General features: G+C 71.3%; 21 protein-coding genes and 1 riboswitch. Of the genes, 12 read left to right on the plus strand and 9 right to left on the minus strand.

The annotated features are described in order from the left end of the window. Positions 1 to 5: 5 nt before the first annotated feature. Positions 6 to 530 carry a DoxX family protein gene (locus ACWFR3_RS12850; protein ID WP_453734576.1) on the plus strand — a complete coding sequence of 175 codons (525 nt, stop codon included), beginning with the start codon at positions 6 to 8 and terminating at the stop codon, positions 528 to 530. A gap of 29 nt (positions 531 to 559) precedes the next feature. Here ACWFR3_RS12850 and ACWFR3_RS12855 read toward each other — a convergent pair whose 3' ends face one another. Further along, positions 560 to 820: a hypothetical protein gene (locus tag ACWFR3_RS12855; protein WP_453734577.1), complete on the minus strand. Its 261-nt coding sequence runs from the start codon at positions 818 to 820 to the stop codon at positions 560 to 562. After that, entirely contained in the window at positions 807 to 2,144 is a 1,338-nt protein-coding gene (locus ACWFR3_RS12860; protein ID WP_453734578.1) for a PspC domain-containing protein, read from the minus strand. Before ACWFR3_RS12860 ends, ACWFR3_RS12855 begins: the two co-directional genes overlap by 14 nt. 184 nt (positions 2,145 to 2,328) lie before the next feature. Here ACWFR3_RS12860 and ACWFR3_RS12865 point away from each other — a divergent pair, with 184 nt between their 5' ends. Then, positions 2,329 to 3,618 carry an ATP-binding protein gene (locus ACWFR3_RS12865; protein ID WP_453734579.1) on the plus strand — a complete coding sequence of 430 codons (1,290 nt, stop codon included), beginning with the start codon at positions 2,329 to 2,331 and terminating at the stop codon, positions 3,616 to 3,618. Further along, positions 3,615 to 4,415, plus strand: coding sequence for a LuxR C-terminal-related transcriptional regulator (locus tag ACWFR3_RS12870; RefSeq protein ID WP_453734580.1), 801 nt, complete (start codon positions 3,615 to 3,617; stop codon positions 4,413 to 4,415). Before ACWFR3_RS12865 ends, ACWFR3_RS12870 begins: the two co-directional genes overlap by 4 nt. Before the next feature lie 42 nt (positions 4,416 to 4,457). Here the strand turns inward: ACWFR3_RS12870 and ACWFR3_RS12875 are convergent, their stop codons facing one another. Together ACWFR3_RS12875 and ACWFR3_RS12880 are read right to left on the minus strand one after the other, a co-directional pair. Continuing rightward, entirely contained in the window at positions 4,458 to 5,096 is a 639-nt protein-coding gene (locus ACWFR3_RS12875; RefSeq protein ID WP_453734581.1) for a hypothetical protein, read from the minus strand. A 75-nt stretch (positions 5,097 to 5,171) separates the two neighbouring features. Further along, positions 5,172 to 6,224, minus strand: a complete 1,053-nt coding sequence (locus tag ACWFR3_RS12880) for an NlpC/P60 family protein (protein WP_453734582.1) — start codon at positions 6,222 to 6,224, stop codon at positions 5,172 to 5,174. 318 nt (positions 6,225 to 6,542) lie between these two features. Between ACWFR3_RS12880 and ACWFR3_RS12885 the strand changes: the two genes are divergently transcribed. Continuing rightward, positions 6,543 to 6,896: a hypothetical protein gene (locus ACWFR3_RS12885; RefSeq protein WP_190084477.1), complete on the plus strand. Its 354-nt coding sequence runs from the start codon at positions 6,543 to 6,545 to the stop codon at positions 6,894 to 6,896. A gap of 81 nt (positions 6,897 to 6,977) precedes the next feature. On the opposite strand, the gene ACWFR3_RS12890 is transcribed toward ACWFR3_RS12885, so the two are convergent. Continuing rightward, positions 6,978 to 8,180 (minus strand): NlpC/P60 family protein, encoded by a 1,203-nt coding sequence (locus ACWFR3_RS12890; RefSeq protein ID WP_453734583.1) that lies wholly within the window; start codon positions 8,178 to 8,180, stop codon positions 6,978 to 6,980. An 8-nt stretch (positions 8,181 to 8,188) separates the two neighbouring features. Further along, positions 8,189 to 8,345: riboswitch (cyclic di-AMP (ydaO/yuaA leader) on the minus strand. A 243-nt stretch (positions 8,346 to 8,588) separates the two neighbouring features. On the opposite strand from ACWFR3_RS12890, the gene ACWFR3_RS12895 reads away from it, so the two are divergent. Next, positions 8,589 to 11,150 carry an ATP-dependent DNA helicase gene (locus ACWFR3_RS12895; protein WP_453734584.1) on the plus strand — a complete coding sequence of 854 codons (2,562 nt, stop codon included), beginning with the start codon at positions 8,589 to 8,591 and terminating at the stop codon, positions 11,148 to 11,150. A gap of 19 nt (positions 11,151 to 11,169) precedes the next feature. Here ACWFR3_RS12895 and ACWFR3_RS12900 read toward each other — a convergent pair whose 3' ends face one another. Beyond that, on the minus strand, positions 11,170 to 12,780 hold the full coding sequence (locus ACWFR3_RS12900) for a M23 family metallopeptidase (protein WP_453734585.1): 1,611 nt from the start codon (positions 12,778 to 12,780) through the stop codon (positions 11,170 to 11,172). Between the two features lie 207 nt (positions 12,781 to 12,987). Next, positions 12,988 to 13,842 (minus strand): lipase family alpha/beta hydrolase, encoded by an 855-nt coding sequence (locus ACWFR3_RS12905; protein WP_453734586.1) that lies wholly within the window; start codon positions 13,840 to 13,842, stop codon positions 12,988 to 12,990. 65 nt (positions 13,843 to 13,907) lie between these two features. Here ACWFR3_RS12905 and ACWFR3_RS12910 point away from each other — a divergent pair, with 65 nt between their 5' ends. Together ACWFR3_RS12910 and ACWFR3_RS12915 are read left to right on the plus strand one after the other, a co-directional pair. Then, positions 13,908 to 14,075 (plus strand): hypothetical protein, encoded by a 168-nt coding sequence (locus ACWFR3_RS12910; protein ID WP_453734587.1) that lies wholly within the window; start codon positions 13,908 to 13,910, stop codon positions 14,073 to 14,075. Positions 14,076 to 14,246: 171 nt separating this feature from the next. Further along, positions 14,247 to 14,663 carry a cobalamin B12-binding domain-containing protein gene (locus tag ACWFR3_RS12915; RefSeq protein WP_160506729.1) on the plus strand — a complete coding sequence of 139 codons (417 nt, stop codon included), beginning with the start codon at positions 14,247 to 14,249 and terminating at the stop codon, positions 14,661 to 14,663. Between the two features lie 461 nt (positions 14,664 to 15,124). Here ACWFR3_RS12915 and ACWFR3_RS12920 read toward each other — a convergent pair whose 3' ends face one another. Further along, a complete protein-coding gene (locus tag ACWFR3_RS12920) occupies positions 15,125 to 16,801 on the minus strand; it encodes a DUF5691 domain-containing protein (protein WP_453734588.1) in 1,677 nt (558 codons plus the stop codon). Positions 16,802 to 17,221: 420 nt separating this feature from the next. After that, positions 17,222 to 18,604 (minus strand): SWIM zinc finger family protein, encoded by a 1,383-nt coding sequence (locus ACWFR3_RS12925; protein ID WP_453734589.1) that lies wholly within the window; start codon positions 18,602 to 18,604, stop codon positions 17,222 to 17,224. A 155-nt stretch (positions 18,605 to 18,759) separates the two neighbouring features. Here ACWFR3_RS12925 and ACWFR3_RS12930 point away from each other — a divergent pair, with 155 nt between their 5' ends. From ACWFR3_RS12930 to ACWFR3_RS12950, 5 genes are all read left to right on the plus strand, one after another. Continuing rightward, a complete protein-coding gene (locus ACWFR3_RS12930; RefSeq protein ID WP_453734590.1) occupies positions 18,760 to 19,962 on the plus strand; it encodes an ATP-binding protein in 1,203 nt (400 codons plus the stop codon). 81 nt (positions 19,963 to 20,043) lie between these two features. Next, positions 20,044 to 22,575 carry a DUF5682 family protein gene (locus tag ACWFR3_RS12935; protein WP_453734591.1) on the plus strand — a complete coding sequence of 844 codons (2,532 nt, stop codon included), beginning with the start codon at positions 20,044 to 20,046 and terminating at the stop codon, positions 22,573 to 22,575. A gap of 246 nt (positions 22,576 to 22,821) precedes the next feature. Next, positions 22,822 to 23,964 carry a vWA domain-containing protein gene (locus ACWFR3_RS12940; protein ID WP_453734592.1) on the plus strand — a complete coding sequence of 381 codons (1,143 nt, stop codon included), beginning with the start codon at positions 22,822 to 22,824 and terminating at the stop codon, positions 23,962 to 23,964. A gap of 159 nt (positions 23,965 to 24,123) precedes the next feature. Further along, positions 24,124 to 25,068: a hypothetical protein gene (locus ACWFR3_RS12945; RefSeq protein ID WP_453734593.1), complete on the plus strand. Its 945-nt coding sequence runs from the start codon at positions 24,124 to 24,126 to the stop codon at positions 25,066 to 25,068. A gap of 118 nt (positions 25,069 to 25,186) precedes the next feature. After that, the gene (locus ACWFR3_RS12950) at positions 25,187 to 26,191 is read left to right on the plus strand and encodes a hypothetical protein (protein ID WP_453734594.1); all 1,005 of its coding nucleotides are present in this window, start codon (positions 25,187 to 25,189) and stop codon (positions 26,189 to 26,191) included. The last annotated feature ends 112 nt before the right edge of the window (positions 26,192 to 26,303 follow it).

Genomic DNA, 26,303 nt, shown 5'->3' on the forward strand with positions numbered 1-26,303 from the left:
GAGCTATGGCTCACGGCATGCGCACCGAAAGCCACACCAGCTACGTCAGAAGCAGCGGCTGGCGGGAGAGCGCTTCCCGGTACGCCCTGCTCCCGCTCCGGATCTTCCTCGGCGTCACCTTCGTCTACGCCGGTCTGGACAAGCTCACCGACGGCGCCTTCATGTCCGCCAGTGGCGCGGGATCCATCGGCGAGATGATGGAAGGCGTCCGCGACATCTCCGCCTTCCCGGGGCTCGTCGACCTCTCCCTGAAGAACCCCGTCGGCTTCGGCTACGCCATCGCCCTCGGTGAGCTGGCCGTCGGCATCGGGACCCTCGTCGGCCTGTTCGCCCGGATCGCCGCGCTCGGCGGTGCGCTGATCTCGCTCAGCCTCTGGCTGACCGTGAGCTGGTCCACCGAGCCCTACTACTACGGCAACGACCTGGCCTATCTGATGGCGTGGCTCCCGCTGATCCTCGCCGGGGCCGCCGTCTTCTCGATCGACGCGATGATCGCGAACCGGCGCAGGCACAGTGCGGGACTCGACTGAGCTGCTCGGGCGGGGCGTAGCCGGGTCGGTTAGGCGTCCGTGGAGTCGTCCGCCGAGCGGTCCGGCGTGCGGTCGGTAGGCCGTCCGGGGCGAGCGGCAGGGCGGCCGCGTATGCCGTAGGACACGGCCGCCGCCGCGCCTCCGAGCAGCAGACCCGCAAGGAGCAGCGGGAACGCCACGAACCACGGTGTGTCCCAGATGCCGCCCGCGTCGCCCGCGTAGGCGATGGCCGCTATCAGCAGGAACAGGCCCAGGACCAGCTTGCCGGGATGGAACTCATGACGTAGCACGGGTCACCTCCACCTGTCCGATGCCTACCTCGGCACGCACCTCGAGCGTGCCGTCGTCCTTGCTGCCCGAGGGCCGGTCCAGTGTCACCGACTCCTCCTTGCCCGGAGCGATGTCCACGTCCCCCTTGCGATCGTCCGGCAATTGGATGTCGCCGACGCCCACTTCGATGTCCAGCTTCACCGTGCCGCCCTTCGGCACGATCACCTTCAGCTGCCCCGCTCCCACCTCGGCACTGGTGCTGAGCGTCCGGCCCTTGCCGGGGCCGGCGCGGGTCAGGTCGAGTGTTCCGATGCCCGTCCCCAGTTCGTACCGGGGCCTGACCTGTTCCGCCGAGGCCGGTCGCCACTGGGTCTCAGCCCAGCTGGTGCTGATGTCCTTGGGCAGTGCGGCCGAGCCGGCGAGCAGCCCGGCCGTGATCACCGCGAGCACGATCGAGCCCACTCCGGTGCGCCCGAGGAAGGCGCTGAGAGCGATGCCCAGGCCGAACACGGCGAGCGCGAGGGCGAGGCCGGTCTGCAGGCTGGTGCCGAGCGACTGCTCCTCCCAGGTGAGGCCGGTGCCGAGACCGCCGGCGAGCAGCGCTCCCAGGAAGACGAAGCCGCCGATCCAGCGCGGACCGCGCGGCTTGGGCCGCGGGGCAGGCGTGGGCGCCCGCTGCGGTATCCGCCCGTGCGGGGGGTCGGGCCGATACTCGACGGCCACTCCCTCGGGCCCCCAGAAATAGCCCGAGATTCCGTCGTGCGTGCCGTCCTTGATGATCGGGTCCCGCCACCACGAAGGAGCACCGGCCACCGGCGGCGCCTTCGCCTCGGGCGGGGCATCCGCCACGGCCTGGGCCGCCACCGGGTCGGGGTCGGTCGTGCCCCGCTGCTGCGACCAGTACCCCGCGCCCGCCAGGAGCAGCGCGAGGACCGCGGCGAAGGTGAGCGCCCCGCCGTTGTTCAGCAAGGAAAGAAAGACGCCGCAGCCGACGAGCGCGAAGAGCACGGCGGTCAGGGCCTGGCCGTCCACCCGGCCGGAGAGGAGCCTGCGCGCCTCGTTCTCCTCCTCGTCCTCGAAGGGGACGAACAGCCAGGCGAAGCCGTAGAAGACAAGTCCGAGCCCGCTGGTGACGGAGAGGATCGCGAGCCCGATCCGGAAGATGACCGGGTCCATGTCGCAGTGCTGACCGAGCCCCGCGCACACGCCGCCCAGCTTTTTGTGCCGTCGGTCGCGGCGGAAGGCCCGCACGACCATCGGCCCGCCCGGCTCCTGCGCCGTGGCGGTGAGGGGATCGCACGGCGCGGCCTGCGGGCCCGTCCCGGCGGGCTGCTCGTCTGTCATGTGTCCATGGTGACGGGCGGGGGGCCGCCGCGGCAGTCGGGACAACCCTGGACGAACCCTGAGATCACCCCTGACACGCCCCTGCCCCGACCGCCGCGCCCCGGCCGTCCGGGTCGGAGATCAGGGACGTCTCGGGGGTCGACCCTGATGCCCGCGCCCGCGTACGCGTGTGAATATCGGAGACATGCCGGAAGCCGCGACAGGATCCATCGAAGACGAGCGGCCGCTGCGAAAGCTCTATCGCAGCGGTGACGGTCGTTGGCTCGGCGGTGTCGCTCGCGGCCTCGCCGGTCATCTCGGGCTGCCCGTCATCTGGGTGCGGCTGATATTCGCCGGACTGTTCATGGCGGACGGGCTCGGGGCGCTGCTGTACGCGGCGTTCTGGTTCTTCGTGCCGCTGGGCGTCGGCGGTGTCGACGCCCAGCGCCCGCCTTCAGCCGTCACCAGTGAGACGGCGGCCGACGGGCGCCGCAGACTCGTGGCCCGAAAGCCGGACAAGGGTCAGCTCGTCGCGCTGCTCGCGATGGTCGTCGTCGCCATGGTCTTCGTCGGCAACGTGGATCTGGGCAGCTCGACCAAGGCCTATCTCTGGCCCACACTGCTCGTCGCCGCCGGTGTCGCCCTGGTCTGGCGGCAGGCCGACAACGCCCGCCGGGCCCGCTGGATGGCCGTCGGCCGTCGCAGGCGCACCCTGACCATCGCCCGCGCGGGGGCCGGAGTGCTGCTCGTCGGCGCAGGGGTCAGCGGCATCGTCGTGCTGCAGGGCTCCACATCGCACCTCAGCTCCGTGCTGCAGGCCGCGCTCGCCGTGCTCGTCGGCGTCGCGCTGCTCGCCGGCCCCTATCTCGTGCGCATGATGCAGGACCTCTCCGAGGAGCGGCTGATGCGTATCCGCGCCCAGGAGCGGGCCGAGGTCGCCGCGCATGTGCACGACTCGGTCCTGCACACCCTGACCCTGATCCAGCGCAACGCGGAGAACGCGGGAGAGGTGCGCCGCCTGGCCCGCGCCCAGGAGCGCGACCTGCGGCAATGGCTCTACAAACCGGAGGGCACGGGCAAGGACGAGGCTGACGAGCCCGACACTCTCGCCGAAGCGGTCCGGCGCGACGCCGCGGAGGTGGAGGACAAGCACGGCGTCCCCATCGAGGTCGTCATAGTCGGGGACTGCCCGCTCGACGACCGGCTCACGGCGCAGACGCAGGCCGCGCGGGAAGCAATGGTGAACGCCGCCAAGTACGGTGGCGAGGGCGGCGCTGTGCAGGTCTTCGCCGAAGTCGAGGGGGAGACGGTGTTCGTGTCCGTCCGGGACCGTGGGCCCGGCTTCGATCTGGATTCCGTGCCGGACGACCGCATGGGCGTACGAGAATCGATCATCGGCCGTATGCAGCGCAACGGCGGCACGGCGCGGCTGCGCGCGGTGCCGGGGGGCGGCACGGAAGTCGAGCTGGAGATGGAGAGGACGGCGACGACATGAGCGACGCGAGCGAGCCCGTGGGGACCAGGGGCGGGTCGGAAGGCGCGGCCGAGCCGGGCACGCCGGCCGGGGCGGATCGGCCCGCCGAAGAGACGGCCGGTGCGGCCGGTGTCGCTGCCGGCGGTGACCAGGAGGGTCGCCGTGCACGCGTCGTCCTCGTCGACGATCACCGGATGTTCCGTACGGGAGTCCAGGCGGAGATCGGCAGGACCGCGATCACCGGTGTCGAGGTCGTCGGCGAGGCCGCCGACGTCGATCAGGCGGTCACGGTCATCACGACGACGCGTCCCGAGGTCGTGCTGCTCGACGTGCACCTTCCGGGCGGCGGTGGCGTCGAAGTGCTGCGCCGCTGCGCGCCGTTGATGTCCGATGCCGAGAGCCCCGTGCGGTTCCTGGCGCTCTCCGTCTCGGACGCCGCCGAGGACGTCATCGGAGTCATCCGTGGCGGTGCCCGCGGCTATGTCACCAAGACGATCACCGGCACCGACCTGGTGGACTCCATCTTCCGTGTGCAGGACGGCGACGCGGTCTTCTCGCCGCGCCTCGCCGGGTTCGTCCTCGACGCCTTCGCGTCGACCGACGCGCCGCCGGTCGACGAGGACCTGGACCGCCTCACGCAGCGCGAGCGCGAGGTGCTGCGGCTCATCGCGCGCGGGTACGCGTACAAGGAGATCGCCAAGCAGCTCTTCATCTCGGTGAAGACGGTCGAGTCGCATGTGTCGGCGGTGCTGAGGAAGCTCCAGCTGTCCAACCGGCACGAGCTGACGCGGTGGGCCACCGCGCGGCGGCTGGTCTGACGGCCGGGCCGGGCAGCCCTGCGGCGACGGTCCGGTCCGGGTTCAGCGGTGCGCGCCGTTCACGGCGGGGGCGGGGCCCAGCTTCCGTATGGCCCAGCGGTAGTGGCCCACCGCCTTGGTGATGCCTATGAGGCCCGCCAGCCACAGGATCAGGCCCGTGCCCATGCCGAGCACCACGTCGCCGTAGGAGTCCCGCCCGGGCTCCGCGTAGGCGGCGGAAGCGAAGGACGCCCACAGGCCGAGCGCGCACCCGAGGAAGGACGTCAGGAGCCAGCAGAGGCTGAGGCCGGGGGAGCGCAGAGCGGAGTCCGACGCCGGGTGGCTGTCCAGGGCCAGCCAGCTTTCGGTGAGTTCGCGGGCCTTCCGGTCGCCGCGGATGCCGACGACGATGCCGAACACCGAGGGAGCCAGGGCCCCGAGGCCCAGGACCGCGCAGAGCGGGCCCATGACGAACGCCACCGGGTTGCGTTCCTCGATCATCTCCAACGGCACCGTCAGGAGAGCCCAGCCGATCACGCAGCCGAGCGCGAACAGCCAGAGCAGCAGGATCCGGTGCACCCCCAGGCTCCGCCTGCGCAGCTCTTCGAGCGCCCTGCCACGGTCGTACAGCAGCGCGTTCCGGTCCGGCCAAGTGCGCAGGTAGGCAGGCGGCGGAGGCGGCGGGAGCGTACGACGGGGCATGGCCCTGACAGTACCTGCGGGGCCACGCGGCCTGTCAGGCCACCCGCGCCCTCTCACGCCAGCCGTGAGCCCTGCTCAGGCCACCCGCGCCGCCCCCGCGAACGGCATCTGGCTGATCGGCGCGAGGCGTACCGGCGCGCTCGGGTTCGGGGCGTGGATCATCTGGCCGTTGCCCACATAGATCCCGACGTGACTGATGCCCTGGTAGAAGAAGACCAGGTCTCCGGGCCGCAGTTGAGAACGCGGGACCCGTTCTCCCTCGGCGATCTGCGCGTACGTCGTGCGCGGCAGGGCGACTCCCGCGGACCGGTAGGCAGCCTGGGTGAGCCCCGAGCAGTCGAAGGCGTTCGGGCCGGTGGCGCCCCACACGTACGGGCTGCCGAGCGCCTTGTAGGCGTACGAGACGGCCGCCGAGGCGCGGGCGTTGGGGGCCTTGCCGGGGCCGTTCGGGGAGCCGTCGCGGCCGGCCGCACGCGAGACCCTGTCCTGACCGCCGTCGCCCGCGAGCTCCGCACGCTGGTCGCCGGTGAGCTGTGACAGGAGCCCCTTGGCCGTGTCGAGCTTTGCGGTGACGGTCTTCTTGTGCCTCTTCAGCTCCGCCTGGCGGGACTTGAGGTGCGTGAGTGTGTCGTCGGCCTCGGTGTGCAGCTGGTCGAGCTCCTGGAGCTGCTTCCGCACACCGGAGACGGCCGATGCCTGGCGGCTGTCGGCCCGGTCGGCGAGCGCGGCACGCTCGAGGTACTGGTCGGGGTCGGAGGAGAGCGCGAGCTGGACGGCGGGGTCGATGCCACCGCTGCGGTACTGCGCGGCAGCTATCGAACCCAGGCCCTCGCGCGCCGAGTTGAGCTTCTCCGTCTTGCGGGCCGCCTCGTCACGCAGCTCGCCCAGGGACTTCTCGGCGTTCTCGGACTTCTCCTTGGCGCCGTTGTACTTCTCGGTGGCGATCTCCGCCTCGCGGTAGAGCGCGTCGACCTTCGATTTGACCTCGGCCGGGCTGAGCCGTGGATCCGCGTGTCCCGTGCCGTCGAAGGCGGTGGCCGTGGCGGCCCCGGCAAGGGCGATGGTGGCGGCGGTGCGGGCCGTATGGCCACTGAGCGAGCGCTGTCTGGGCTTGCGGTGCGCTGCCACGAAGGGGGGCTCCTTAAGGTTCCGGCGGCGGACCGCACAGGGGAGCGGTCCGCCGCCGGATTCTCGGCGGTGGTGGCCGACTGCCGCCCCTGGTGCGGGCGGCGGTGGGGAGCCGGTCACCTGACGAAGGACGCTAAACCTCGCCGTCACGGCTTGGTGACGGATTGTGCGCAACTGACGCAAGTGTGCCGCCGGTGTCCGTATATGACCGCACGATCCGCCGGGCCGGATCCCCTTCGCGCGGGTGCGTGACCGATGCGGCGCTTGCGGCCCACCTGACTGCGGAGTGGTGATATGCCCCGGCTAGGCTCCGGAGCCATGGACGTTCTCACCCATCTCTTCGTCGGTCTGCACATCATCGGCATCGCCTCGCTCCTGGGCGGCTTCCTCACCCAGATGAAGCAGATGGGCCAGGGCACGGCACGCTTCAACCCGGCGATGCTGCACGGCGCGCTGACGATGCTCGTCACGGGCGTCATCCTGGTGGGCCTCAACCAGGCGGACGACAACCCGGTCAACAACCTCAAGATCGGCATCAAGATGGCCGTGCTGATCGTGATCCTCGCGCTGGTCTACGTGAAGCGGGACGAGGAGAAGGTGGACAAGGGGATGTTCGGCGCCGTCGGGCTGCTGACCGTCGTGAACATCTTCATCGCGGTGCTGTGGACCTGATCCCGCCCGACTCGCAGATCACGGAAACGGCCCTCCACGCGCGCGTGGAGGGCCGTTTTCCGTGAGTGATGGTCGTGACCGTCAGGCGGGCCGCACCACGCTGTGGATCGGCATGTAGTAGATCGACTCGGTGCGGACGTTCGCACCCGGCTTCGGGGCGTGGATCATCTTGCCGTCGCCGATGTAGATCCCGACGTGGCTGATGTCGTCGTAGAAGAAGACCAGGTCACCCGGCTTGGCGTCGGCGGTCTTCACGGTCGTGCCGACCTTCACCTGGTCCCACGTCGTACGCGGCAGGGAGATCCCCGCGGCCTTCCACGCGTCCTGGGTGAGCCCGGAGCAGTCGTAGGAGTCGGGTCCTGTGGCGCCCCACACGTACGGCTTGCCGATCTGCGCCTCCGCGAAGTTGATGACCTTCGCGGCCTTCGTCGCGTAACCGCTGTCCGTGTCACCGGAGCCGGAACCCGTGCCCGAGCCAGTGCCCGAGCCGGTGTCGGAGCCCGAGTCGGGGGTCTCCTTGTTCTTCTCGCGCTCCTCGGCCGCGGCCTCTTCCGCCGCCTTGCGCTTGGCCTCCGCCTCGGCCTCCTGCTTGCGGGCCAGCTCGGCGGCCTTGCGCTTGGCCGCCTCGTCCTTCTTCTTCTCGATCGCCGCGAGCCGCGCCTTCTCCTCGGCCGTCAGCTCCGAGAGCATCGTGCGCGCCTGGCCCAGCTTCTTCTGGACCGTCTGCTTGCTCGTCTTGAGGTCGTCCCGTGAGTCGCTCAGCGTCTGAAGGCTCTTGGCGGCCTTCGTGCGCTGCTTCGTCGCGGCGGCCTGCTTCGTCTGGTAGTCGTCGACCGCCTTCTTCTGGCGCGCGGTCAGCCGGTCCGACAGGTGATTCTGGTCGAAGTACCCCTGCGGGTCGTCGGCCAGCATCATCGTGGCCGTCTCGGAGACGGCGCCGGTGCGGTACTGCGCCGCGGCGAAGGAGCCCAGCTCCTGGCGGGCCTCGTTCAGCTTGTCGGTGCGCTCGGCCACATCATCGAGCAGGGTGTCGACCTTTTTGCGCTGTTTGTCGGTGCGCTCCTTGGCCGAGTTGTACTTCTGCGTGGCCACGCCCGCCTGGTGGTAGAGATCGTCGACCTTCTTCTGGACCTCTTCGAGGCTGGGCTTCTGCGGTGCGGACGGCGCCGCCTGCGCGCTCTGTGACAGCAGGGCCACGGAGGTGAGGGCCGCCGTCGTGATGCCGATGGCGGGAGTGGCGCGTAGGGCGGCAATGCGGTTCCGCGGCTTGCGGTGCGACGCCAAGGGAGGCGACTCCTTCCGTAGACCGCCTACCGGGTTAGCTGTCGGGTTCGGGCGGGTGGTTCCGGAAGGTTGCCCTACAGTCCCGTACTGCGTACGGGACCGATTCACCCCAAGTTCATCGTGGGTCCCCGGCTCCGAGGAGATCGAACTCGGCGGAGGCCACCCGTTCCCGGCGGGGTTCGCCGGTGGGAGTACGAGCAGCCCGCGCAGCACGCTAGCCAACTCGTGTGGTCCGTGTGAAGGTTGATGTTCGATATGCCCGATACATTTTCGTTACTTTACGAAGCTCTTGACGCGGGCACGTCGCGCTGAAGCGGAGAGTGATCGTCCGCGGGCAGGGCGTAGCCGGAGTGACGTGGCCGGAACCCGGAGCGGGTTGTCAGTGCGGCCGCCTAGACTCGGGAGGCGATGAGCAGCCTCTTTGATGACAGCTTCCTGGCGGACCTCAAGCCCTCGCGGGCTTCGGAGGAAGAGCCCCCGCCGCCGCCCGAGGACAACACTCCGGAGTCAATCCCGGATGATCTGTTCGACGGGAAGTTCGACGCGCCCACACCGCGGGACGCGCACTACCGAGGCGGGGCACCGCGCCCCGTGCTCGACCCGGCGGCCCTGCTCGACGGGCTGAACGAGAACCAGCGCGCGGCCGTCGTGCACGCGGACTCCCCGCTGCTCATCGTCGCGGGCGCGGGCTCCGGCAAGACCCGGGTCCTCACGCACCGCATCGCTCATCTCCTGGCCGAGCGGCACGTGCACCCGGGGCAGATCCTGGCGATCACGTTCACGAACAAGGCCGCGGGCGAGATGAAGGAGCGCGTCGAGCAGCTCGTCGGGCCGCGCGCCAACGCCATGTGGGTGTCGACCTTCCACAGCGCGTGCGTGCGCATACTGCGCCGCGAGTCGAAGACGATCGGCTTCACCTCCTCCTTCTCGATCTACGACGCCGCCGACTCCAAGCGTCTGATGGCGCTGGTCTGCCGCGACCTGGACATCGACCCGAAGAAGTTCCCGCCGAAGTCCTTCAGCGCCAAGATCTCGAACCTGAAGAACGAGCTGATCGACGAGGAGGAATTCGCGGGCCGGGCCTCCGACGGCTTCGAGAAGACGCTCGCCCAGGCGTACGCGATGTACCAGCAGCGCCTCCGCGAGGCGAACGCCCTCGACTTCGACGACCTGATCATGACGACGGTCAACATGTTCCGCGCGTTCCCGGACGTCGCCGAGCACTACCGCCGCCGCTTCCGGCACGTCATGGTCGACGAGTACCAGGACACCAACCACGCCCAGTACGCCCTGGTGCGCGAGCTGGTCGGCCCCTCCGGAGGCGAGGGTGACGACCCCGCCGAGCTGTGCGTCGTGGGCGACGCGGACCAGTCGATCTACGCCTTCCGCGGCGCCACGATCCGCAACATCCTCCAGTTCGAGGAGGACTACCCGGACGCGACGACGATCCTCCTGGAGCAGAACTACCGCTCCTCGCAGACGATCCTGACCGCGGCCAACGCCGTCATCGAGCGCAACGAAAGCCGCCGTCCGAAGAACCTGTGGACCAACGCGGGCGCCGGCGCGGGCATCATCGGCTATGTCGCCGACACCGAGCACGACGAGGCGCAGTTCGTCGCCGACGAGATCGACCGGCTCACCGACGCGGGCGACGCGAAGGCCGGCGATGTCGCGATCTTCTACCGGACGAACGCGCAGTCCCGTGTCTTCGAAGAGATCTTCATCCGCGTCGGCCTGCCCTACAAGGTCGTCGGCGGCGTCCGCTTCTACGAGCGCAAGGAGGTCCGGGACGTCCTCGCGTATCTGCGCGTGCTCGCCAATCCGGAGGACGCCGTCCCGCTGCGGCGCATTCTCAACGTACCCAAGAGGGGCATCGGCGACCGCGCGGAGGCCATGATCGACGCGCTCTCGCAGCGCGAGAAGATCTCCTTCCCGCAGGCACTGAAGCGCGTCGACGAGGCGTACGGAATGGCGTCCCGCTCGGCGAACGCCGTCAAGCGTTTCAACACGCTGATGGAGGAGCTGCGGACCATCGTCGAGTCCGGCGCGGGCCCTGCCGTCGTGCTGGAAGCCGTACTCGAACGGACCGGGTATCTGGCCGAGTTGCAGGCCTCGACCGACCCGCAGGACGAGACGCGCATCGAGAACCTCCAGGAACTCGCCGCCGTGGCGCTGGAGTTCGAGCAGGACAACGGCGAAAGCAACGAAGCCGCTGAAGGCGGCGAAGGGGCGACCGGGGGCGAAGAGAACGCGGACACGGACACGGACACGGATGCGGACCCGGAAGCAGGCGCCGGCACGGTCGCGGGCGCTGCGGGCACGCTCTCCGAGTTCCTGGAGCGGGTCGCGCTCGTCGCCGACTCGGACCAGATCCCCGACGAGGAGGACGACGGCTCCGGGGTCATCACACTGATGACGCTGCACACCGCCAAGGGCCTGGAGTTCCCGGTCGTCTTCCTGACCGGCATGGAGGACGGCGTCTTCCCGCACATGCGCTCCCTCGGCCAGGTCAAGGAGCTGGAGGAAGAGCGCCGCCTTGCGTACGTGGGCATCACGCGCGCGCGGGAGCGGCTCTACCTCACGCGGTCCTCGATGCGCAGCGCCTGGGGACAGCCTTCGTACAACCCGCCGTCGCGCTTCCTGGAGGAGATCCCGGAGGCACACCTGGACTGGAAGCGGACCGGTTCCGTCGGTGCACCGGCATCCTCCGGGCCCGCATCCTCAATCGCCTCCTCCCTGTCGTCGTCGCACTCGCGCACCGGGGGCGCGCAGGGCTTCGCCACGCGCCGCGCCACGGAGAAGCCGGTGGTCGCGCTGGCGGTGGGGGACCGGGTCACGCACGACCAGTTCGGTCTCGGGACCGTGGTCGGGGTGAAGGGCACGGGCGCGAACGCCGAGGCGACGGTGGACTTCGGAGAGCCGAAGCCGAAGCGGCTGCTGCTGCGGTACGCGCCGGTGGAGAAGCTGTAACGCGGGGCGGCGGCCGGAGTTACGAAGGGTCGAGGCCGTGGCTGCGCAGCCACGGCAGCGGGTCGATCGCCGAGCCGCCGCCGGGACGCACCTCGAAGTGCAGGTGCGGTCCCGTGGAGTTGCCGGAGTTCCCGGAGAAGGCGATGGGGTCGCCCGCCTTGACGGGGCCGCTGGAAACCTTGTGCGTGGAGAGGTGGCAGTACCACGTCTCCGTGCCGTCCTTGGCGGTCACGATCGCCATGTTGCCGTAGGCGCTGTTCCACTTCGTGGAGACGGTGCCGTCGGTGGCGGCGAGCACCTCGGTGCCGTACGACACCGGGAAGTCGATTCCGGAGTGCGCGGACATCCAGTTGATGCCGGCCTGTCCGTAGTAGGCGCTCAGTCCGTGCTGCTTCACCGGCAGCGCGAACTTGGGGCGCAGGCGCTCCTTGCGCGCGGCTTCCTCGGCGGCCTTCTTCTCGGCGGCGACCTTCTCCGCCTTCAGGTCGATGCGCTCCTGGGTGCGGCTCGCGCGGTCGGCGAAGTCACCGGCGTCCGCGGAGAGGTTGGCCAGCTGCGTGTCGAGCTTGTTGTTGGCGGCGGAGGGCTGCACGGACGCGGGGTCCGGGGCCGAGGCCGCCTGCGCCTCCTTCTCGTCGCCGCCGAAGTCGCCCACGGAAGCGGCGGCGATACCCGCGACGCCCATCACGCAGGCGGAGGGCACGGCGACGGTGAAGAGTGCGGAGCGCTTGGCCGGCGAGCGGCGGCGGGCCCGCGAGCGGGGTCCGTGCGAGCGGCCCGTGACCGGCGGCTCGTCGTCACCGGCAAGGGCGCTGCGGCTCGGCTCGACCGGGCCGAGTGAATCGGCGGGAGCCTCGTCGGGTGTGAACTCGTGCTCGGCGGGGGCCGGTTGGGCGTAGGCCTCGGGCGGCTGATCCCCGGAGGGGTGCGGCTCGGATGCGTAGGACGCGGTGTCGTACGGCGAATGCTCGTACGTTTCAGCAGCCTCGTACGTGTCCGGCGCTGCGGGCGTGTCCTGAGCTTCGTACGTCCCGAGTGCGTCGTGCGTCCCGGGCATCTCGTGCGCCCCGGTGGCCCCGGCCCCGTAGGCCATGTCCTGGCCGCCGGAGTTCCACGCGGTCGCGTCGTACGCGCCGGTGTCGAAGGCCCCGGTCTCCCACTGGCCGGTCTGCTGCGGCTGATCCCAGGCGGTGGTGTCCCACTGGCCGGAAGCATCGGGGCCCGACTGGGCCGGGATGTCGGCGGAGAGGTGCTGATAGCCGCCGGTGGACCACATCGCCGTGGTGTCGTAGCCGCCGGTCTCGTACCCGCTGGTGTCGTACGCGGCTTGGTGCTGCGCGGCGTACGGGTCGTAGTTCAGTGTCTGCTGTGTGCCCGTCGTGGACCACTGGCCGGTGTCGTACGAACTGCCGGGCATGTCGCCGAAGAGCGGGTCGGACGCGAAGGTTCCGGTGTCGGGACCGGCCGTCGCATAGGTGCCCGTGGTGTCGAAGCTTCCGGTGGAGAAGCCGTCGTATCCGGCATAGGCGCCGTGCTGGGCGCCCTGCTGGTCATACGCCGCGTAGGGCGCATAGTCGGCGGGTGCCGAGGCCGGGGGTGTCGAGCTCCCCGACGGGTGACGGTCGTTCACCAACTTCTCTTTCGCCTCGGCAGCAGGGGGCAGAGCAGTGCGGCGACTGTACCCGGCGGTATGCGGGCGCGACAATCTTCGTCAGGTTTCACGTTCTCAAGAAACGGGCATTCGGCCGCCTTTCGGTGCTCCGCGGGCACAGCTTTGGCCCTGCGTTCGAGTTCCGTTCGACAAAATCCCTGCTCCGCGAGGTGCGGGAACTGCTCCTCAGGCCACGGTCAGTCCGTTTTCGGTACCCGTCGCAGGGGTTCCCGGAGCAGGCAGATCCAGGGCCTGGCGGATTCCGGCGGCGACCGCGGGGTGCACGGGCAGGGCGAGATGACCGATACCGGAGACACGTACGTTCTGCGCGATCAGGTCGGGATGGTTGACGCAGGCCGTTTCGAGCGGGGCCATCAGCTGGTCCAGGTCGCTCCAGAAGCTCACGAAACGGGTCCTGCAGTCCGGCGCGGGCTCGCGCAGCTCCTCGATCACGTCCGAGCCGGGGCGCATCTGGCGCACGATGGGGTGCGCGTCGGCCAGCGGCACGACCCGCGTTCCCTCATGTGGGGTACCGAGGGTGACCAGCGTGCGCACGCGTGCGTCGCCGCGGAGGCGCTGCGCGTAATAGCGGGCTATCAGGCCGCCGAGGCTGTGCCCGACGATGTCCACCTGGTGATGGCCCGTGCGCTCGCAGATCTCCTCTATGTGGCGGCCGAGCAGCTCGGCGGCGGTGCGGATGTCGCACGTGAGGGGGGAGTAGTTGAGGGACTCCACGTGCTGGCCGCCGTGCTGGGCCAGGGAACGGCGCAGCAGGACGAAGACCGAGCGGTTGTCGATGAAGCCGTGCAGCAGGACGACCGGCGGGCGGCTCTCCGCGGGGAGCCGGGGGGCGTCGGGCGGCGGCAGTTCGGCGGCGATCCTGCGTTCCTGGACGATGCCCGACGGGTAGAGAAGGAGATGCCCGGCGAGGATCGCCACCTCGAGCGCGGTCGCTTTCAGCAGAGCCATGGAGAGTCCCGCCAGTCTGGCGGGCAGGAGAAGGCAGGGCGGACGAAAGGGCAGGACCCTCGTGATGGTCATGGTCGACCTCCCGGTCGGCACGCGAGAGGACGGCTCTGTCCCCCGTATGCCCGTAGTGGGGAGGCGTGGCAGAGGCCGTACGGCGGTGCGTGGTCAGCGCCGGTGGCGCCCTGCATACCGGCGCGATCGCCGATGTGCCGCACCACCACGGCGCGCAGCGGACGGCGCGGTGGCACGGCGACCTCGTTGCGGCTCCCCTTGCGCCGTCCCGGAAACGGTCCGTGGACCGCTGAATACGGGAGTGGCGCGCAGCGAACGTGTCCCATCGTGTGATTTCCCCCTCGCTCCACACCGTGAAACTGCCGGGTGCGAGATGCTGGGGATAACGTTCGTTCACTTCCCCGGCCGGTGCGGCACGGGATGCCAGTGCTCGGACAGATGGATATCGGTACATGGAGGCAGTGATGGGTGTGGCAGCCGGTCCGATCCGCGTGGTGGTGGCCAAGCCGGGTCTCGACGGTCATGATCGCGGGGCCAAGGTGATCGCGAGGGCACTGCGTGACGCGGGTATGGAGGTCATCTACACCGGCCTGCATCAGACGCCCGAGCAGGTGGTGGACACCGCGATCCAGGAGGACGCCGACGCGATCGGCCTGTCCATCCTCTCCGGCGCCCACAACACGCTCTTCGCGCGTGTGATCGAGCTCCTCAAGGAGCGCGACGCCGAGGACATCAAGGTCTTCGGCGGCGGCATCATCCCCGAGGCGGACATCGCGCCGCTCAAGGAGAAGGGCGTCGCGGAGATCTTCACGCCCGGTGCGACGACGGCATCGATCGTGGACTGGGTACGGGCGAACGTCCGTCAGCCGGCGGGCGCCTGACGCACTCCGCCCGGCGGAGCGGGCGCCGGCCTTCTTCGGCTTCCGGGCGGTGGTGACGCCGTCGGCCTGCCCTGGCTTCGGGGCGGGGCCCGCTTGTGAGCCTTGTGGCCCTTGTAGGCCTCGTGAGCCGTGGGGGCTATGCGCTGTGGGGCCGGGCGGCTGCTCGTGGCATGCCACGGCGGTGTCCGGCTGCCGCCGACCCGCGCCGGAAGTCCGCCCCGGCGCTGCGGCGGTGCCGCCCGCCCTGCCTCGCCCCCGCACGCGGGTGCGTCGCTGCCCCTCTTTCGCGGAGAGCGCGCTGCCATGCTGTCGCTCGTCGGTGCGGGCGGGTGGTTGCTCCTGCTCCTTGATGGTGGCGGCCCGTGGCTCTTGCTGCTGGGGTCGGGGGCTCGGACGCTCTCGCTCCGTGGCGGGGGCGCCGGTGGGGGCGGTCATGTACCGCCGCTTCTCGAAGGGGTTGCCTAAGATGACGGCACCTCCGCATCTTCCGGCGCCGTGCCCGGTTGCCCCGGCTCCGCGCCCAGCTCCGCCCGCATCGCCGCGCGTAGACGCAACGTACTGACCAGGCGCTGGAAGGCCTCCGACCAGTACCCGCCCGCGCCGGGGGACGCGTCCTCCGGTTCGTCCGGTATCGCCGTCAGTACGTCGAGACGCACCGCCTCCGCCGGGTCAAGGCAGCGCTCCGCCAGGCCCATCACCCCGCTGAAGCTCCAGGGGTAACTCCCGGCGTCCCGCGCGATGTTCAGCGCGTCGACCACCGCCCGGCCCAGTGGTTCCGACCAGGGCAGCGCACACACGCCGAGCAGCTGGAACGCCTCCGAGAGGCCGTGCGTCGCGATGAACCCCGCGACCCAGTCGGCCCGCTCCCCGGCCGGCAGCGCGGCGAGGAGTTTCGCGCGCTCGGCCAGCGACGCCGCGCCGGGTCCAGCCGCATCAGGGGACGACGGGGCCCCGAGCAGGGCACGGGACCAGACCGCGTCCCGCTGCCGAACGGCCGCGCGGCACCACGCGGCGTGCAACTCGCTCTGCCAGTCGTCGGCCACGGGCAGCGCCACGATCTCCGCGGGGCTCCGGCCGCCGAGCCGCTCCGGCCAGGTGCCGAGCGGTGCGGCCTCCACCAACTGGCCCAGCCACCAGGACCGTGCGCCCCGGCCGGCCGGGGGTTTCGTGATGACGCCGTCGCGCTCCATGCCTGCGTCGCACTCGTGCGGCGCCTCGACCGTGAGCGTCGGCATGCTCTTCGTGCCCTGTGCGTGATCGATGGCCACGCAGGATGCCGCGCGGTCCGCCATCCGCGCGGCCAGGGCGGACGCGGGAAGCGCGGACAGGAGCTCGGCCGCCGTGGCGCGGACGTTGCGGCTGCGGTCGGTGAGGGCCTGTTCCAGGAACGGCTCGTCCGCGTCGCACAGTTGAGTACGCAGGGAGTCGAGAAACATCAGGCGGTCCTCGGCCCGCTCCGTGCTCCAGGTGGCGGTGAGCAAGTCCCGTGCCGCGGCCGGGTCATGGGCCCGCACCGCGCCGAGCAGGGCGACGCGTTCGGCGAAGAGGCCCTCCTCCCAGAGCTGTTTGACCTGTGCCGTCTCCTGTGGGGCGGGCAGGGCGACGCCGCCGCCCGGAGCGGAGCGGAGTGCGAACTTCCAGTCCGGGTTGAGCCGCGCGAGCCACAGGGCCCTCGGGCCCGCGAAGGCGAGGGCCTGCGGCCGCAGATCGGTGCGCCCACGGGCCGCGTTCAGGAGGGCAGGAAGCAACTCGGGCGGCGCCGCGAAGCCGCGTTCGTTGGCCAGCGCCAGCCACTGGGGAAGCAGCTCCATCAGGTCGGGCACCGCGCCCCGGCGTCCGCCGCTGCCCGCGCCGGGGTGATCGGTCAGCAGGGTGGCGAGCCTGCGCCGGGCCGCGAGCGGCACCCGGGGCCTGGGGTCGACCGCGGCCGGTTCGGGAGGCGTCGCGGCGGGCGCGGGGCGCAGTCCGGCTCTGCGCCGGAGGGTCTGCACGGCCGCCGCGTCCAGCAGGGCGGTCGGTGCGTCCTTGCCCCCGGCCCGTACGGGGGGTGTGCGGCGGTCGGTGCCGAGGAGCGCGGCGGTGACCAGGTCTTCCCAGGGGATGGCGGTCGCTTCGGTGAGTGCGGTGGTGCCGGTCATGTGGACTCCTCTCTCGGGCGGATCTCCCGGTTCCCGGGCGAACCTCCCGATTCTGGGACGGACCCCGGTTCGCGGGTGGATCCCTCCGGTTCTCTGGTGGGTCCCTCCAGTCCTCTGGTGGGTCCCGGTCTTCGGGCGGATCCTTCGGTCTTTCGTCCGGATCTGCCGTCCTGGATCTGCCGGAGAACGTCTCGGTGCACTTGTGGTGCCGTCAGTGGGCGTTGCCGTGCCGGTACTGGTGCCGGTGCCGGTGCCGGTACCGATGCCGGTACCGCTGTGCTTCGGCCGGCCCTGCGACGCGCTGCGCGAATCCGGCTCCGCGCATACGCGGCAGGGCTCTCCGAGCGCACATCGGTGTGGCCCGGAAACGCATCGGTGCCCGCGGGGCAGTGGCGGTGCGACGGCGGTGAGGCGTGGTGCTCAGCACAGGGGCACCGCCTCTCCCACTCCGCGCGGCCAGGCCGTCAGAGGGGTGAAGCCCTCGTGACCACACTCGCCGAAGACCGTCACGGGAGCGCCTCCGGAGAGTGACACCAGCCGCCACAGGCCCGCTCGAGCCGCCGCGGAAGGGGTGACGGGCAGGGCCAAGTCGCCTTCCGTGTCGGCCAGTTGCCAGCCGTCGGTCGCAGGTCCGGGGAGAGGAGTCGGTATTACCTCGCTCAGGGTCACCGGCCAGGAATCCAGCCATGGATCGTCCCTCAGCACCTCGCCATAGCGGTGCGTGGCCTGTGCCGTCCTCACACCCGGCGGTCGGGCCGCCGTCGGCGCGGGAGCGCCGAACTGCTCGCCCAGCTCGGCCCGTAACTGCCCGGCACCCGGATACGCGGTCAGCTCGGCGTCCAGCGCGAGGCCGACCGGCAGCGCGAGCGCGGGTGCGCGGCCCGCGGCTCCGTACGACAGGAGCAGGGCCGTCCGCCCCGACTCCGCGCCGTACAGCCATATCCGGCGGGTGGTGAGCTTGCTGTCCGCCGTGTCGTACTGCGCGAGCACCAGCCAGTGGTCCCGCATCGGCGGGCCCGCCGCCGACGCGGGCAGGCCCATGCGGGAGCGGACCGTGGCCGCCAGGGCCTCCGGGAGCTGCTCGCGGTGCCGCCAGCCCTGGTCGAGGAGGTGGAGAAGCGCGCACTCCTCCAGCATCCGCACCGGCCAGCCCGGCCCGGAGGAGGGAATCGCGCCCAACTCCCTTACTCTGGCCGCCAGTCCGGGGGCCTGCGCGTCGACCATGCGGGCCGCAGTCTCCTCCCACAGGCCGTACCCCGTCTGCTCGGCGGAGGCCATGCCGCCGCGCAGCAGATCACCGAGGCGCTGCTCCAGCTCCGTCACCCCCGCCGTGACCCGCTCGGCCCGTCGCTCCGCCCTGCGGCGCGCGGCCTCGGGGTCGGCGGGCGCCGAACCGGGCGCCGCGTCCGCGATCCGCTTCGTCTCCGCTCTCTTACGGCGCCCCGCAAGCCACTCCTGCGCCCAGGCCGGCGGTTGCGCGTCCGGCACCGCACCGACCGTCCCGTCCTCGCCCGCCCAGAGCAGCAGCAGCCCGAGCGCGTGCTTGCACGGGAATTTGCGGCTCGGGCAACTGCACTTGTACGCCGGTCCCGCCGCGCCGGCGATGTCCGCGATGTCGACGACCGTCTGATACGGCTTGCTGCCACTTCCCTTGCACAGTCCCCACACCGTCCCCTCGCCAGAACTGCCCGCCTCCGACCATGGGCCGGCGACGCCGAGCTTGCTTCCCGCCTTGCGTGACGGGGCATCAGGCGCCAATGCAAGGACCTGATCCGCCGTCCAGCGCACCCCCTGCTGAGTCATGTAATCGAAGGTAGATCCCACCACTGACAATCGACCCCGCGCTCGATGTCTGTGCAGGTCAGCGGCGTGCGAGGGTCGATTGTCAGTGGCGTGGTGCACGGTTGGAATCACATCCGGGCCAGATGCGTCCGGACGAGTTGGAGGGGGATCGCTCCATGACCGTGTCCGTCGACTCGACGACCTCGACGACCGAGAACCAGCCCGCGCCCGTATCCACATCCACACCCGCATCTGCACCCGCATCCACACCCGCCCACGCAGCCGCGCCCGCGGGTGAGACGGAGGCGCTGCGGCCGCACGCCGAGCACGCTTTCGCCGCCGAACTGGCCGCGCTCGCCGCGCAGGACGACCGGCCCCGGCCTGCCCGCTGGCGGCTCTCGCCATGGGCGGTCGCGACGTATCTGCTCGGCGGGACGCTGCCCGACGGGACGGTGATCTCGCCGAAGTACGTGGGGCCGCGCCGCATCGTCGAGGTCGCCGTCACCACCCTCGCCACGGACCGCGCCCTGCTCCTGCTCGGCGTGCCGGGCACCGCGAAGACCTGGGTGTCCGAGCATCTGGCCGCTGCCGTCAGCGGAGACTCGACCCTGCTCGTGCAGGGGACGGCGGGGACGCCGGAGGAGGCGATCCGGTACGGCTGGAACTACGCGCAGTTGCTCGCGCACGGCCCCAGCCGCGACGCGCTCGTGCCCAGCCCCGTCATGCGGGCCATGTCCGACGGCATGACGGCGCGAGTCGAGGAGCTGACCCGCATTCCCGCCGACGTGCAGGACACGCTGATCACGATCCTGTCGGAAAAGACCCTCCCCATACCGGAGTTGGGCCAGGAGGTGCAGGCCGTCCGCGGCTTCAACCTGATCGCCACGGCCAACAACCGCGACCGCGGGGTCAATGACCTGTCGAGCGCGCTGCGCCGCCGCTTCAACACGGTGGTCCTGCCGCTGCCGGAGAGCGCCGACGCCGAGGTCGACATCGTCTCGCGGCGCGTCGACCAGATCGGGCGCTCGCTCGATCTGCCCGCGGGACCCGAGGGGATCGACGAGATACGCCGTGTCGTCACCGTCTTCCGCGAGCTGCGGGACGGGGTCACGGCCGACGGACGTACGAAGGTGAAGTCGCCCAGCGGCACGCTCTCCACGGCCGAGGCGATCTCCGTCGTGACCAACGGCCTCGCGCTGGCGGCTCACTTCGGGGACGGCGTGCTGCGGCCGGGCGATGTCGCCGCGGGAATCCTCGGCGCCGTCGTCCGTGATCCGGCGGCGGACCGCGTGATCTGGCAGGAGTACCTGGAGGCGGTGGTCCGCGAGCGGGACGGCTGGAAGGACTTCTACCGCGCGTGCCGTGAGGTGAGTGCGTGACGGGGGCGGGCGTGACGCGGATGGACGTGACGGGGGTGGACGTGATGGTGGCTGGTTCGTGCGAGCACGGGAGGGGCGGACATGAGCGACGGGGTACGGGGGACGACTCGGGCTGGCGAGGGGCCTTTGCTGCTCGGTGTGCGGCACCACGGGCCGGGGTCGGCGCGTGCGGTGCGGGCCGCGCTTGAGGCAGGCCTGCCGCGCGTCGTGCTGATCGAGGGACCACCGGAGGCCGACGCGCTGGTGGAGCTCGCGGCGGACGAGGCGATGCGGCCGCCGGTCGCGCTGCTCGCGCACGTCGTGGACGAACCGGGCCGGTCGGCGTTCTGGCCGCTGGCCGACTTCTCGCCGGAGTGGGTCGCCGTCCAATGGGCGGCGGGCGCCGGGGTCCCGGTCCGGTTCATGGACCTTCCGGCGGCGCATTCGCTCGCGCGGGCGGAGGAGTCGGAAGATGCCGCGGAGGACGGTCCTGGCGAGCCAGGATCTCCGGGCGACGCGGAGGCGGTGCGGATCGACCCCCTCGCCGTGCTCGCGGAGACCGCCGGGTACGACGATCCCGAGCGGTGGTGGGAGGACGTCGTCGAGCACCGGGGCGGGGGCGAGGACGCGTTCGCGCCGTTCGACGCGGTCGGCGAGGCCATGGGGGCGCTGCGCGAGGAGTACGGGACGGGCGGGCACGACCGTGACCTGGTGCGCGAGGCGTACATGCGGATCCAGGTGCGCTCGGCACAGCGGGAGTTCGGGGCGGATGACGTCGCGGTCGTGTGCGGGGCCTGGCATGTGCCCGCGCTGCGGCAGAAGGTGACGGTGGCGGCCGACCGGGCGCTGCTCAAGGGGCTGCCCAAGGTGAAGGTCGACATGACCTGGGTGCCCTGGACGCACCGCCGCCTCTCGCGGGCGAGCGGTTACGGGGCGGGGATCGCGTCGCCCGGCTGGTACGGACATCTGTTCAGCGCGCCCGACCGCCCCGTCGAGCGCTGGCTGACCAAGGTCGCGCGGCTCCTCCGGGACGAGGACAGGCTCGTTTCGTCCGCGCATGTCATCGAGGCGGTACGGCTCGCGGACACGCTCGCCGCGATGCGGGGGCGTCCGCTGGCGGGGCTCACCGAGACGACGGACGCGATCCGGGCGGTGATGTGCGAGGGCTCCGACGTGCCGCTCTCCCTCGTGCACGACAAGCTCGTCGTCGGGGACGTCCTCGGGGAGGTGCCGGACTCCGCTCCGGCGGTGCCGTTGCAGCGCGATCTCACGCGGCTCCAGCGGAAGCTGCGCCTCAAACCGGAGGCTCTCGAGCGGGATTTGGAGCTCGACCTGCGCAAGGAGACGGATGCGGCGCGCAGCCGTCTGCTGCATCGGCTCCGGCTGCTCGGGATCGGCTGGGGCGAGCCGGCCGCGTCGCGGGGGAGTACGGGTACGTTCCGGGAGACCTGGCGGCTGCGGTGGGAGCCGGAGCTTTCCGTGCGGGTGGCGGAGGCGGGCGTGTGGGGGACGACCGTCGTGGCGGCGGCCACCGCCCGGGCGGAGTCCGACGCCATCGGTGCCGGTGCGCTCGCTGACGTCACCGCGCTGGCCGAGCGTTGTCTGCTGGCCGAGCTGCCGGACGCGCTGCCCGTGGTGATGCGGGTCCTGGCGGACCGGGCGGCACTGGACGCGGACGTCGGACATCTGGCGCAGGCGCTGCCCGCGCTGGTGCGGTCCCTGCGGTACGGGGACGTGCGGGGCACGGACACCGCGGCGCTCGGTGAGGTGGCCGTGGGGCTTGCCCAGCGGGTGTTCGTCGGGCTGCCTCCCGCGTGTGCGGGGCTCGACCAGGACGCGGCGCTGGAGATGCGGGGGCATGTGGACGCGGTGCACCAGGCGGTGGGCCTGCTGGGCGAGTTGGGGGGTGGGCCCGAGGATGCGCCGCCGGGTGCGGCTTCGGATGCCCGTCCGGATGCTCCTCGGGATGCATCTCCGGATGTCCCTTCGGATGCGCCCTCGGGTGCGGCGACCGGGGTGGGCGCCGGTATGCGGGGGCGGTGGTACTCCGTGCTGAGGGTGCTGGGGGAGCGGGACAGTGTCGCCGGGGTGGTGCGTGGGCGGTGCGTGCGGATCCTGTTGGACGGCGGGGAGCTGGCGCAGGGAGAGGCCGCTCGGTACATGGGGCTCGCGCTGTCCCGGGGCACCGAACCAGCGGAGGCCGCCGCCTGGATCGAGGGATTCGTGGGCGGTGGATCCGGGGGCGGCATGCTGCTCGTGCATGACGAGCGCCTGCTCGGACTCGTCGACGACTGGCTGAGCGGAGTTCCCGACCGCGCCTTCACCGACGTACTGCCCCTGCTGCGACGCACTTTCTCGGCGTACGAACCGGGAGTGCGGCGGACGCTGGGCGAGCTGGTGAGGCGGGGGCCGGGGGCGGCCGGGAGCGGTTCATCGGCCCTCGCCGGCGGGATACCCGGCTTCGGGCCGGAGCTCGACGCCGAGCGCGCGGATGCCGTGCTGCCGGTGCTGGGTCTCCTGCTGGGGGCCGGAGTTGAGGTCGGGGCCGGTTCCTGGAGCGGGAGCGGGCCGGGGGCCGGCGACGGCAGAGGTGGCGGTGGCGTCGGCGGTAACGAGCCTGTGGGGGTGGGCTGATGGTGCGGGCCGAGCATGACGTGGGCCGGGGAGTGGTGGGGGTGCGACCGTGCGCGCGGCGCGGGCAGCGGGGCGCGAGGTGGAGTTGTGGCAGGGGCTGGAGCTGTGGCATGGGTTGGAGCTGTGGCAGAGGGCGGAGTTCTGGATATGGGGGTCGGCGTGACTGAAGGCAGGGGAGTCGTAGGGGTTGGGGCGGCCTTGGAAGCCGGGCGGGGAGAGGGCGGCGGTCATGCCGGGGAGGAGCGGATGCGCAGGTGGCGGCTTGTGCTCGGTGGGGGTGCGGCCGATGGGACGGGGTGTGAGCTTGCCGGGCGGGATGCGGCGATGGACGGGGCGCTCGGGGCCCTGTACGGGGGAGGGGACGGGGGGAAGAAGGATCGGTCGCGGGATCGTTCGGCGGGGCTCGGGGCGTCCGCGCCCTCTGTGTCGCGATGGCTCGGGGATATCCGGAAGTATTTTCCCTCGTCCGTCGTCCAGGTGATGCAGCGCGACGCCATCGAGCGGCTCGGGCTGTCCACGCTGCTCCTGGAGCCGGAGATGCTGGAGGCCGTGGAGGCCGACGTGCACCTCGTGGGGACCCTGCTCTCCCTCAACAAGGCCATGCCGGAGACGACCAAGGAGACCGCGCGGGCCGTCGTGCGCAAGGTCGTCGAGGACCTGGAGAAGCGGCTCGCCACACGCACCCGCGCCACCCTCACCGGTGCACTCGACCGCAGCGCCCGCGTCAGCAGGCCGCGCCACCACGACATCGACTGGAACCGCACGATCGCGGTCAACCTCAAGAACTACCTGCCGGAGTACAGGACGATCGTGCCCGAGCGGCTCGTCGGATACGGGCGGGCGTCGCAGTCCGTGAAGAAGGAGGTCATCCTCTGCATCGACCAGTCGGGCTCGATGGCCGCGTCCGTCGTCTACGCCTCGGTGTTCGGCGCCGTGCTCGGCTCGATGCGCTCGCTCAACACGCGGCTCGTCGTCTTCGACACGAACGTCGTCGACCTCACCGATCAACTCGACGACCCGGTGGACGTCCTGTTCGGCACGCAGTTGGGGGGCGGTACCGACATCAACCGGGCGCTCGCGTACTGCCAGTCGCAGATCACCCGGCCCGCCGACACCATCGTCGTACTCATCAGCGACCTCTACGAAGGGGGCATACGCGACGAGATGCTGAAGCGGGTCGCGGCGATGAAGGCGTCCGGCGTGCAGTTCGTGACGCTGCTCGCGCTCTCCGACGAGGGGACACCCGCGTACGACCGGGAACACGCGGCGGCGCTCTCGGCGCTGGACGCACCCGCCTTCGCCTGCACCCCGGACCTCTTTCCGGAGGTGATGGCGGCGGCGATCGAAAAGCGCCCACTTCCCATACCGGACATGAATACGCATCAGTAACAGGGGGCTTGCGCAAGCACCGGCGGCCCGTGCGAGGATCGGCGGGCTCGACTCCCGGAGTGTCGCGCTCCGTGTACCACCGTGTTGCCCCGTCTCACCGTCTCGCCATCCCGCCGTGTCTCACCGTCTCGCCCGGCCCAGTAGAGGAACTCCCTCGTTTTGACTTCCGCAGCCGTCGTTCTGCCCGATGCCGCTGTGCGCATGCTGCGCGCCGTGGCCGGGCGGCGTGCGCTGCAAGTGGTGCTGCTGCTGGCCGGGTTGCTCGCGCTGGGTTTCCTGTGCGGCGAGCGGGCGTACGCGGTGGACGGTGTGCCGGCTCCGGAGCGTGTGGAGTCGGCGCGGACTTCCGGGGCGGCAGGGTCGGCCGGCTCGACAGGTTCGGCAGGGTCGGAACGACCAGTGCGTGAGCGCGTGGCCGAGCCCGTGCGGGACGGTCGCGAGGCCGTGCGTGACGGGCGCCGGGCGGTGCGCGATGCCGCGGTCGAGCCGGTGGCCGATGCCGTCGAGCCCGTGGTCAGGACCGCGCGGGGTGCCGTGCGGCCGGTTGTGGACGGGGTCACGGGAGTTGTCGAGGGTGCGCCGCAGCGGGTGCTGCCCGAGGCGCCCGACCTGCCGGGCACGCCCGGCGTCCCCGGTATCCCCGGCACACCCGAGCAGCCGCAGCCCGGCCACGGCCCCGGCCATGGTGCGGGTGACGGCGGCGACGCTGACGCGGGTGCCGCCGGGTCCCGGGCCCCTCATGCCGGTCAGGGTGAGGCGACGGCTCGGGCGCACGCGGCGCGGGCCGAGTCCTCGTACGGGACCGGCATCACTTACTCAGCCGGTCAGCAGGCACGCGGTAGCGCGCCGTTCGGCGGCGGCTCCTCTGACGATGCGCACGGCATCGGACACGAGCCGTTCCCGTTCCCGTCCGCGCCCGGTGATCCGGCGCGGACGCTGGGCGGGCAGTCGGCCGGTGACGGTGGCTCGACGCGGCACGGCGATCCGTGTGCCGCCTCGTCCGACAGCCGTGCGCCGGTGCGGCTTCTGCAGGGCGCCGGGGCCGTTCAGGTCTCCGCGCCGGTCCGCGAGCGACACCGGGACATTCTCGAATTCCCTGGCTAGGGCAGCCCTTTCCCCGCGAAGACCTGCCGCGCGGGGGTGGCAAAGGTCTGCCCGCCGACCGGACGTATCTCGTACCGGGTCGGATTCACAGCCAGAATTCGAAGGATCTGAAGAACGCATGAACAAGAACATCCGTCGTTCCATCGTCATAGCCGCCGGTGTCACGGGAGCCTGGGCGCTCGGGTCCGCCGTCGCCAGCGCGGACGAGCTGCCCCAGCACTCCATCGCCCTGCCGGACAACACGTCCGACGCGGTCGCCGACGTCACGGGAGATGTCGCTGACGTCGCCGACGGCGCCGATGCCGCTGACGTCGCCGACGCCCGGGGCAAGGCGAAGTCCACCGCGGCCGACGCGAAGGACACCGTCACCGATGTCCGGGACAGCGCGAAGGCCACCGTCACCGACGCGAAGGCCGACGCCCCCAAGGTCACGACCCCCAAGGCCCCCGAAGTCACCACCCCGAACGTGACGGCCCCGAACGTGACCACCCCGAACGTGGCGACCCCCGACGTCACCACCCCCGAAGACTCCGTCGACTACCTCTTCGGCCCGCTCTCCGCCTTCGCCTCGGACCTCGACGACACCAAGGCGACCGCCACGCCCATCGCCGACGAGACCGCCGAAGCCGTGCTGCCGCCCGTCGCAGCCACCGCCGTCGACGGCGTCGTGCCGGTCGCCGGGCAGGCGGTCGGCGACGTCTCCTACCTGGCGCAGGGCGTGGTCGGCGACGTGACGCCGTTCGCGGGAGGGGTCGTCGGCGAGGTCCCGCCGTTCGCGCAGGGTGTCGTCGGCGACGACGTGCAGCCGTTCGCGGGCGGGGTCGTCGGCGCGGTCTCGCCGCTCGTGCAGACCGTCACCGACCAGGTGCGGCCCGTCGTGCAGGGCGTCGGCGGCAGCGCGGACGAGCTGGCGTACGGCGTCACGGGTGACGTCCAGCCGTTCGCCGGTGGTGTCGTCGGCCAGGTCTCGCCCTTCGCGCAGGACCTCACCGGCACCGTCGCCCCCGACGCCCGGTCCCTCGCAGGAAACGCCGTCACGGGCGTCCAGGGTGTCGCCGATTCGGTCGCCCCGAGCTACCTGCCGACGTACGAGCAGGCCTACAACGCGACGTACGCCGTCTGAGAGCTGGAAAGACGACCGGAGAGACAACCGGAGAGACAACCGGAAAGACAGCAGGAGTGACAGCTCGCGCGGCGGCGCGAGCTGCGGCTCCACCAGCTGCGGCGGCTCCACC

It is taken from the genome of Streptomyces sp. NPDC055189 (genome assembly GCF_053606765.1).